This is a genomic window from Rickettsia sp. TH2014 (genome assembly GCF_019249195.1).
GTDB lineage: Bacteria > Pseudomonadota > Alphaproteobacteria > Rickettsiales > Rickettsiaceae > Rickettsia > Rickettsia felis.
Genome location: NZ_MXAX01000102.1, coordinates 1 through 8,941, shown reverse-complemented (window position 1 = coordinate 8,941; position 8,941 = coordinate 1). Strand labels below are relative to the sequence as shown.

The window sequence follows — 8,941 nt, the reverse complement described above, 5'->3', positions numbered from 1 at the left end:
GAGATTGCTTCGTCAATTACTTCGTAATTTCCTCGCAATGACGTTTTTATTAGTTACGCCTCGGCTGCAGGCATAGTCATCTTCTTCTTCGGCTGATTTTCTAACAACTTATCTAGCCTTCCCTCTTTTTCAAGATCAAACAGAGCATCACAACCTCCAACATGTATATTATCTATAAATATCTGCGGGACGGTCTTTTTTCCACCGGATTTCTTAATAAATTTTTCTTTCTCTTCCTGAGTAAAATTACTTACTTCAATTTCCTCATAAACAACATTTTTCTCATCAAGCAATGCTTTAGCTTTTATACAATAAGGACAACTAGCGAGAGTATAAATAATAATTGTGTGTAATATAGCTTTATTCATAATATAATATTTTTTTGTTAGATTTTAATATATTATCTTAAACTATAGTTTTTAAAGCAAGTAAAAATACATGAATAATTTTTCTATTATCTCAGAATATAAACCGGCAGGTGATCAACCAAAAGCAATAGATGAAATTATAGCAGGGTTAAACAGTAAAAAACGCTCACAAATGTTGCTTGGTATTACAGGGTCAGGTAAGACTTTTACTATGGCGAATATTATAGAGAGAACTAATCGCCCTACTCTGATAATGGCACATAATAAAACTTTAGCTGCTCAAATTTATTCAGAAATGAAGTCGATTTTTCCAAAGAACGCCGTTGAGTATTTTGTCTCATATTATGATTATTACCAGCCCGAAGCTTATATAGCACGTACCGATACTTTTATAGAAAAGGATTCATCAATTAACGAGCAGATTGATTTAATGCGTCATTCCGCTACAAGATCATTATTAGAGCGTCGTGACGTTATAGTAGTTTCTTCCGTTTCCTGTATTTTCGGGCTTGGCTCTCCTGATTTATATTATCAGATGACGGTTAATCTAGAGCCTGGTAAAAGCTATCCTCGTGATAAACTATTAAACGATTTGGTAAATCTACAATATGAGCGTAACGATATTGGGTTCGAGCGTGGTTGCTTTAGAGTTAAGGGTGACAATATCGATATTTTCCCCTCACATTATAGCGATAAAGCTTGGCGTTTATCGTTTTTCGGTAATGAACTCGAATATATACACGAATTCGATCCCTTAACGGGCGAGAAACTTGCTAAGCTCGATAAAGCTATGGTCTTTGGTAATTCGCATTTCGTGATGCCGCAAGAAACGGTAAATAGTGCCATATCAGGTATTGAGGAGGAGTTACAAAAACGCTTAGAGTTCTTAAAGTCGCAAGATAAACCGCTTGAAACGCAAAGGCTAAATCAACGTACTCAATATGACCTTGAAATGCTGACAGAAACCGGCAGCTGTAAATGCGTTGAAAATTATTCGAGATTCTTTACCGGTCGTAATGCCGGTGAGCCGCCACCGACATTATTCGAGTACTTGCCGGAAGATGCGTTATTATTTGTTGATGAAAGCCACGTATCCGTACCGCAAATTAGAGCGATGTACAACGGCGACCGGGCAAGGAAAGAAGTATTGGTAGAGCATGGGTTTCGTCTGCCTTCTGCTCTTGATAACAGACCTTTAAAATTTGAAGAATGGGAAAAATTTAGACCGCAAACCGTTTTTGTATCAGCAACCCCGGGACCGTTTGAGCTAGAAGAAACCGGAAGCACTGTAGTAGAGTTGATTATCAGACCTACGGGACTGCTTGATCCCGAATGTATTATAAAGCCGGCCACCAATCAGGTTGAGGATTTAATTAGCGAGATTCAAGCCACTATAGCTAAAGGTTTTCGTGTTCTAGTTACCACCTTAACTAAAAAAATGGCAGAAGATTTAACCGCCTATTTGCAGGAGCTAAAATATAAAACCTCTTATTTACATTCTAACGTTCATACTTTAGAGCGTATTGAGATTTTACGAGATTTAAGACAAGGTACTATCGATATTTTAGTCGGTATTAATTTACTTCGAGAAGGGCTTGATATCCCTGAATGCGGCTTAGTTGCTATACTTGATGCAGATAAAGAGGGATTTTTACGGTCTGAAGTATCGTTAATACAAACAATCGGAAGAGCTGCAAGAAATAGTGAGGGCAGAGTAATACTTTATGCCGATAAAATGACTAAATCTATTGATAAAGCCATGAGTGAAACTTCGCGTAGACGGCAAATTCAGCAGGAATATAATGAAAAACACGGCATAATTCCAAAAACCATCAACCGTGCTATTCATGCTTTAGCAGAACTTGAGAAAGTCGATAGTAAGCTTGATAAAAAACAAGCTCATACTTTATTTGATAACCCTGCTAAGTTAAAAGCCCATATTGAAAAATTAAAGAAAGACATGCTTAAAGCCGCAAGTAATCTCGAATTTGAACAAGCCGCAAAACTTCGTGATCAGCTAAAAACTCTAGAAGAGGCGGCATTGGAGTTAAGCTGATGGTGTGCGTTGTAAATACCAATAATCGTCATTGTTGCGTGGATACCAAAAACGTCATTGCGAGGAGCGAAGCGACGCGGCAATCTCATGAAATAATAAACTCCTGGGATTGCTTCGTCAAAACTTATAGTTTTTCCTCGCAATGATGATAAAAATCAATTCACTCAACAACACTTAAAACTTCTTCTATGATACGGTGATAAGCCATATGTATTAATAGCTTCTATATGTTCTTTGGTACCGTAGCCGGAATTTTTGTACCATAAATATTGTGGGAATTCAGTGCTTAAATCTAGCATCAAACGATCCCTAGTAACTTTTGCAATAATGGAAGCTGCAGCAATCGATAACGATAAATTATCACCGTTAACTATACTAACAAATCTTTCATCATTAAACTGCATATTACCATCAACTAAAACTATTTCCGGCTTAAGGCTAAGATTTGCCGCAGTAATAGAGCAAGCTTTTTTAGTTGCTTCTAATATATTAATTTCATCAATTTCAGTATGAGAAATAATAGCAGTTGTCCAAACATAATTACTAGTTATTTGTTCATATAGTAATTCTCTTTTCTTTTTGGAAAGCTTTTTAGAATCTTTAATGCCCGATATAATATTAGTGTTATCTATTATAACGGCACTTGCTACTACCGGACCTGCTAGCGGTCCTCTGCCTGCTTCATCTATACCTGCGACAATATAGTTAAGATATTTTTTTTCAAAATGTAATAGATCTACTTCCATAATTGTATTTTTTTAATTTTTAATGTATATAATATCATAGTCTTTGTTGTATGAACGCTGAGTCGTCATTGCGAGCAGTCGTAGGCTGCGTGGCAATCTCATGAAATAATAAACTCCTGGGATTGCTTCGTCAAAACTTATAGTTTTTCCTCGCAATGATGATAAAAATCAATTCATGCAACAAAACCTAAAATAATATAAAATTTTAAAGTGCAAAATTATTTTCAATTATTAGGACTTCCGCAAGATTATAATATTGATTTAAAGATATTAGAAAAGCAATATTTTACTATGCAGGTAAAGTATCATCCCGATAAAGCAAAAACTTTGCAGGAAAAGGAACAAAATCTAATTATTGCGGCTGAATTAAATAATGCTTACTCTACTCTTAAAGATGCCTTAAAGCGCGCTGAATATATGCTGCTTTTGCAAAATATAAATTTGAATGACGAAAAGACACGTAGTTTACTTTCGCCTCTAGAATTAAGCATATTCTGGGATGAAATGGACATAATCGAAAATACAATCTTATTTAGTGATTTAGAAAAAATAAAAGACAAATATGAATTAATGAAAAAGCTTGAGATTGATTCTTTAAAACAAGCTTTTGAAGAACAAAATCTATCAGACGCAACTATAAAAACTAGCAAGCTTAAATATATTGGGACATTGCTGCATAAACTGCAAGCAAAAATAAAATCATGCAAATAATAGAAATTACAGAACCGGAGCAAGCTGATTTTAAGCAAGAACGGCAAATAGCAGTCGGTATCGATTTTGGCACTACTAACTCATTAATAGCTATTGCAACTAATAGAAAAGTTAAAGTTATTAAATCTAGAGATGATGAGGAACTAATCCCAACTACTATAGATTTTACAAACGAAAATTTTATAATAGGTAATAATAAAGGGCTGCGTTCTATTAAAAGACTATTTGGCAAAACATTAAAAGAAATTCTAAATACTCCGGCACTTTTTTCGTTAGTTATAGATTATCTAGATGTAAATAGTAGTGCACTTAAATTAAACTTTGCAAATAAACAACTGCGAATCTCTGAAATTGCAGCAGAAGTTTTTATTCACTTAAAAAATCAAGCAGAAGAGCAATTAAAGACTAATATAACTAAAGCAGTTATAACCGTACCTGCACATTTTAACGATGCAGCAAGAGGCGAAGTAATGCTTGCGGCTAAAATAGCAGGTTTTGAAGTATTAAGGCTAATTGCCGAACCTACTGCAGCTGCCTATGCTTACGGCTTAAATAAAAACCAGAAAGGTTGTTATTTAGTATATGACCTAGGTGGCGGCACTTTTGACGTATCTATTCTTAATATACAAGAAGGTATTTTTCAAGTTATAGCAACAAACGGCGATAATATGCTTGGTGGCGACGATATAGATGTAGTAATTACACAATATCTTTGCAATAAATTTGATTTACCTAATTCTATAGATACTTTACAACTTGCAAAAAAAGCAAAAGAAACTTTAACATATAAATATAGTTTTAATAATGATATTATATCAATTAATAAGCAAACATTAGAACAATTAATTTTACCTTTAGTAGAACGTACTATCAATATAGCTAAAGAATGTTTAGCACAAGCAGGGAATCCAAAGATAGAAGGCATTATTTTAGTTGGCGGTGCAACTCGTACTCCTTTAATAAAAACCGAATTATCTAAAGCATTTAAAGTGCAGCATATTTCCAAAAGGTTCAGACAAGATGAATTTAAAGACGAGCCTGCGGAGCGTATAAAAATACGTGAGCACAGTCAAGTCCTGCAAAATTCGCTTGTATCAAACTTTATGGAATATGCTGTAGATATTTTATCAGATATCGATCCTGATAAAGCAGTCGTATGGGGAGCTGCATTACAAGCAGAAAATTTAATAGCACCCCATACAAATTCATTATTGATTGATGTAGTACCTTTATCGCTGGGTATGGAATTATATGGCGGTATAGTTGAAAAAATCATTATGCGTAATACTCCGATTCCTATTTCGGTAGTAAAAGAATTTACCACTTATGCCGATAATCAAACCGGTATACAATTTCATATATTGCAAGGTGAACGTGAAATGGCTGCCGATTGCCGTAGCTTGGCTCGATTTGAGTTAAAGGGGCTTCCTCCTATGAAAGCCGGCAATATTAGAGTCGAAGTTATTTTTGCTATTGATGCAGACGGTATATTATCCGTTTCTGCTTATGAGAAAATCAGCAATACATCACATACTATAGAAGTAAAGCCAAATCACGGTATTGATAAAACGGAGATTGATATTATGTTAGAAAACGCTTATAAAAATGCTAAAATAGATTATACTACAAGATTATTACAAGAAGCAATGATTGAAGCAGAGGCTTTAATCTTTAGCATAGAACGTGCTATAGCAGAATTAACAGCTTTATTATCGGAAAGTGAGATATCTATAATTAATTCTTTATTAGATAATATAAAAGAAGCCGCACACGCTAGAGATCGGATCTTAATTAACAATTCTATTAAAGAATTTAAATCAAAAATAAAAAAATCTATGAATACAAAGCTTAATATAATAATTAATGATTTGCTAAAAAGCAAAAATATCAATCAAATTAAATAGCCTCAGTTATATATAAAATTTTATATATAATCGAACTAATTTAGATAAGGAAAAATAAGAAGAATGTCAGGAAAAATAAAAGTAACATTTATTATAAATGATGGAGAAGAAAAAACTGTAGAAGCACCTATAGGGCTTTCCATTTTAGAAATTGCCCATAGTAACGATCTAGACCTTGAGGGGGCTTGTGAAGGATCTCTTGCTTGTGCTACTTGTCACGTTATTTTAGAAGAAGAATTTTACAACAAATTTAAAAAACCTACGGAAGCAGAGGAAGATATGCTTGACTTAGCCTTCGGTCTTACCGATACTTCTAGATTGGGATGCCAAATTATTTTAACCGAAGAATTAGACGGCATAAAAGTACGCCTTCCTTCTGCTACTCGTAATATAAAATTATAATGGATTAAAAAGTGATACGTCAAATACTTCTTTTTGTGTTTTTAGCCTTTACTATAATATGGTTTGCAACTGCATATACTATAAAAAATAACGTTGTAAGTTTAATTAAGAATTCTGAATCCGATAATCTTAAAATATCTTATAATACAGTTAAGTTTTCAGGCTATCCTTTTAATTGGAAAATTACCGTAACGGATCCTAAAGTAAAATTAATTGATCATGTAAATTCTAAAGAATTTACTAGTGAAAATATTGTCCTAAATATAGCTTTTAGTACTAAAAGAGCCGCTCTTAATTTCGGTCCTTTTATTAGAGAAGTCGATAATTACGGCGATAAAACATTTACCTATGATGTACGCAGCGATGATGACATAAAAGGTATAGGAAAATTTAATAAACCTTTATACAAAATATCCAGGAATGATAATTTGAAAGAGATATTAAAATCGGTTCAACTAAATAACAAAGCATTATCGATATTTAAAGATAATCAAGCAATCTTTAAAATTAACGGTTTAGCATTTCTTGTAAGAAAACAGAATTTAGCAACTGAGGAAAATATATTCTTATTTTTAAATATGAATTATTATTCAGAAAAAGATATTTTGAATTTTAAAAATGCTAATTTAGATATTGCTGCTTCTTTAAAATTCGCTGAAGACGGAGAAGGTTCAGCTATTTTACAAAATTTTAATATAGAAAGATTTATTTTTACTTGTGATCATGATTCTAAAGTTAATTTAAACGGTGCTTTACAATTCTTTGCGGGTAAATTACCGGAAGGAAAACTATATTTTGAGCTGGAAAATTATAATTCCATAGTTGATAAATTATTACCGAATAATATTATTTTTTCTAAGAAAATAATTAAAACAATTATTGCTAAAGCAATTAATAAAACTTCCGACGAACAATTAAATATAGATCAAAATGGTTCAAATTCGGCTTACAACAATATAGAAAAAGCTAAGTTTGATATTGAGTTTTCAGATAAAGGAATAAATATCGGTTCTATTAATTTATTAGAACTAAAGCTTGGTGAACATAAAAAAGACCAAAACACCGCAAATAATTCAAATTAGCCGAAAATAATTTAAATTAGTTTTATGAATAATTTTAAACTAGCTACTATTATTAGCATATTTCTTATTTGCAGTAATATTTATGCTGCTCCAAAAGTCATTGAAATCGGTACCGGCTCTATTTTAAAAGGATATTATGCTATTGGACTTGATTTATGCAAGACTATTACAAATGATGATAAAAATAATGAACATATTAAATGTGAAGTTGTTGCAACAAACGGCAGTATAGAAAATTTAAAATTATTACAACAAGGCAAAATTGATTTAGCTCTAGTGCAAGCTAATATTGCAGTAGAAGCATATGAGGGCATAGGTTATTATCATGATCAAGAAAAAATGCAAAATTTACGTCAGGTACTTAATCTACATGATGAGTTTTTTACGGTTATTGTAAAAGATGAGGATAAAATAAAAGTTTTTGCTGATATTGACGGAAAAAAATAACTAACGGTCCAGCATTTTCCAGTAGTAATATTACTTATGATGCCATACGTTCTTTATATAAATTTTCTAAAGAACCTGAAGAGCTACATATTAATTATGAAGATTCTATTGATAAATTCTGTAATAAGAAATAGATGCTATAATAATGATGGTTGGACACTCTAACCCCTTAGTAAATTTAATAGCTAATAAGCGTGAAGTTGATTTCGTTTCAATTGAAAATGATAAAATAGCAGAATTAATAAAACAAAATAGAGCGTTTCATAAAGCTATACTTCACAAGGGCTTATATCCAGGGATTACCGATGATCAAACTACAGTGAAAGTATCAGCAATCTTAGTAACTAGAGATGAAGCGAATCGTGATATTTTAGATAAATTTATTGGAGCTTTTCATAGAAACGTAGCAAATTTTAAACTTTCTAATTACTTATTAAATAACCTCGATATTAACTATTTTGCCGATACTAAAAATTTTGTTCTACCAAAACATGATTCAGTAAGAAATAAAAACTAAGAATATCTTATGTCTGAAAATACTATATTTAAAAATATACTTATACCTATAGATTTAAATGATAAAAAATCTATAAAAGGCATTCTTTCTAAGGCTTTAATGCTTGCGACGAACTTTCAAGCAAAATTACATTTTATGTATGTAATTCCTGAATTCGGTACGAAAATGTTTGAAGATTATTTACCTAAAAATTGGAAAACAGAGAAAAAAGGAAAGTATCAGACTCAAATTAAAGAGCTTATCAAACAATATATTCTTGATGAAATTGAAACAGATTATTATATAGGTAGCGGTGCCGTTTATGATGAAATAATTAAGCACTCTAATGAAATTAAAGCCGATTTAATAATAATCTCTGCAGTCAGACTACAATTAAAAGATTATATGCTTGGACCTAATGCTTCTAAAATCGTCCGTCATTCTGATATATCAGTTTTAGTAGTAAGAGACGAGTAATAAGTATTATTTATGGTTCTTACGTCATTCCCACATGGCGTTGCCTGCGTGGGTCAATTTCACCTCTGTCATCCCGTGGCTTGACCGGTCTTGTTGCATGGCTCGAAAAAAACGTACGATGTCATTTCCGCGTAGGCGGGAATGACATAAACGAGCTAGACTTGACCACGAGATCCAGTTAAAAATACTAAAATATTAGTATTTGTTATTGTTTTTATGGATCTAGTTAGCAAGCGAACTAGGTGACACAGT

The 8,941-nt window shown here is 32.3% G+C and carries 8 protein-coding genes and 1 pseudogene; 7 read left to right on the top strand and 2 right to left on the bottom strand.

The window, feature by feature from the left end; all coding sequences use genetic code 11:
* Window positions 1-53: 53 nt before the first annotated feature.
* Window positions 54-368: a glutaredoxin 3 gene (grxC, locus tag KYQ89_RS01850; RefSeq protein ID WP_218460163.1), complete on the bottom strand. Its 315-nt coding sequence runs from the start codon at window positions 366-368 to the stop codon at window positions 54-56.
* Between the two features lie 70 nt (window positions 369-438).
* On the opposite strand from grxC, the gene uvrB reads away from it, so the two are divergent.
* Window positions 439-2,424 carry an excinuclease ABC subunit UvrB gene (gene uvrB / locus KYQ89_RS01845; RefSeq protein WP_218460162.1) on the top strand — a complete coding sequence of 662 codons (1,986 nt, stop codon included), beginning with the start codon at window positions 439-441 and terminating at the stop codon, window positions 2,422-2,424.
* A 164-nt stretch (window positions 2,425-2,588) separates the two neighbouring features.
* On the opposite strand, the gene KYQ89_RS01840 is transcribed toward uvrB, so the two are convergent.
* Entirely contained in the window at window positions 2,589-3,170 is a 582-nt protein-coding gene (locus tag KYQ89_RS01840; RefSeq protein WP_218460161.1) for a ribonuclease HII, read from the bottom strand.
* A 210-nt stretch (window positions 3,171-3,380) separates the two neighbouring features.
* Here KYQ89_RS01840 and hscB point away from each other — a divergent pair, with 210 nt between their 5' ends.
* The 6 genes and pseudogenes from hscB to KYQ89_RS01810 all read left to right on the top strand — a co-directional run bounded on the left by hscB (window position 3,381) and on the right by KYQ89_RS01810 (window position 8,689).
* Window positions 3,381-3,881, top strand: coding sequence for a Fe-S protein assembly co-chaperone HscB (gene hscB / locus KYQ89_RS01835; RefSeq protein ID WP_218460160.1), 501 nt, complete (start codon window positions 3,381-3,383; stop codon window positions 3,879-3,881).
* Complete coding sequence (gene hscA / locus KYQ89_RS01830; protein WP_218460159.1) at window positions 3,872-5,785, top strand: Fe-S protein assembly chaperone HscA; 1,914 nt, start codon at window positions 3,872-3,874, stop codon at window positions 5,783-5,785. The genes hscB and hscA overlap by 10 nt, the downstream gene beginning before the upstream one ends.
* A gap of 63 nt (window positions 5,786-5,848) precedes the next feature.
* A complete protein-coding gene (locus KYQ89_RS01825; RefSeq protein ID WP_218460157.1) occupies window positions 5,849-6,187 on the top strand; it encodes a ferredoxin family 2Fe-2S iron-sulfur cluster binding protein in 339 nt (112 codons plus the stop codon).
* An 11-nt stretch (window positions 6,188-6,198) separates the two neighbouring features.
* Window positions 6,199-7,269, top strand: a complete 1,071-nt coding sequence (locus KYQ89_RS01820; RefSeq protein WP_218460156.1) for a hypothetical protein — start codon at window positions 6,199-6,201, stop codon at window positions 7,267-7,269.
* Between the two features lie 24 nt (window positions 7,270-7,293).
* Window positions 7,294-8,233, top strand: a pseudogene (locus tag KYQ89_RS01815) (TAXI family TRAP transporter solute-binding subunit).
* Window positions 8,234-8,242: 9 nt separating this feature from the next.
* Complete coding sequence (locus KYQ89_RS01810; RefSeq protein ID WP_218460154.1) at window positions 8,243-8,689, top strand: universal stress protein; 447 nt, start codon at window positions 8,243-8,245, stop codon at window positions 8,687-8,689.
* Window positions 8,690-8,941: the final 252 nt, after the last annotated feature.

Coding starts and splice junctions, on each gene's coding strand:
- KYQ89_RS01810 (WP_218460154.1), top strand. CDS start 8,243: ATGTCTGAAAATACTATATTTAAAAATATACTTATACCTATAGATTTA.
- KYQ89_RS01825 (WP_218460157.1), top strand. CDS start 5,849: ATGTCAGGAAAAATAAAAGTAACATTTATTATAAATGATGGAGAAGAA.
- hscA (WP_218460159.1), top strand. CDS start 3,872: ATGCAAATAATAGAAATTACAGAACCGGAGCAAGCTGATTTTAAGCAA.
- uvrB (WP_218460162.1), top strand. CDS start 439: ATGAATAATTTTTCTATTATCTCAGAATATAAACCGGCAGGTGATCAA.
- grxC (WP_218460163.1), bottom strand. CDS start 368: ATGAATAAAGCTATATTACACACAATTATTATTTATACTCTCGCTAGT.
- KYQ89_RS01840 (WP_218460161.1), bottom strand. CDS start 3,170: ATGGAAGTAGATCTATTACATTTTGAAAAAAAATATCTTAACTATATT.